We start from the raw sequence: 309 nt of genomic DNA, 5'->3' as shown, positions 1-309 counted from the left end.
ACCACTTCTAATGACTAGGTATTTATATCTTTCTCTTTTTGTCTTTAGAGATTCATAATACGCTTTTTCTGCTTTTGTCCAAGGAGCTATAGCTCCTTTAATAGGGTCTTTATAATAAAGCTTTTGGATTGCTTTAAACTCTGAGAGATGAGACTTTTGCCCTGTGTAGTAGTTAGGGTCTAGGTAGTTGGGTTTGTAGTTGGCATAGGGGGAAGATTGTATAATGCTATTTGTTTGATGATAAATATCTGTTACATATTTGCTCGTCTCTTCTGAAATATCCATTTTTATCACTTCTGTAGTTGGTAG

The 309-nt window shown here is 34.6% G+C and carries 1 pseudogene; it reads right to left on the bottom strand.

The annotated features are described in order from the left end of the window. Window positions 1-309, bottom strand: a pseudogene (locus CQA53_RS12135) (hypothetical protein); the annotation flags it as partial.

Source organism: Helicobacter didelphidarum (genome assembly GCF_003364195.1).
GTDB classification, from domain to species: domain Bacteria; phylum Campylobacterota; class Campylobacteria; order Campylobacterales; family Helicobacteraceae; genus Helicobacter_A; species Helicobacter_A didelphidarum.
Note: the sequence above shows the minus strand (reverse complement) of the source record. Positions and strands in the feature narration are given on the sequence as shown.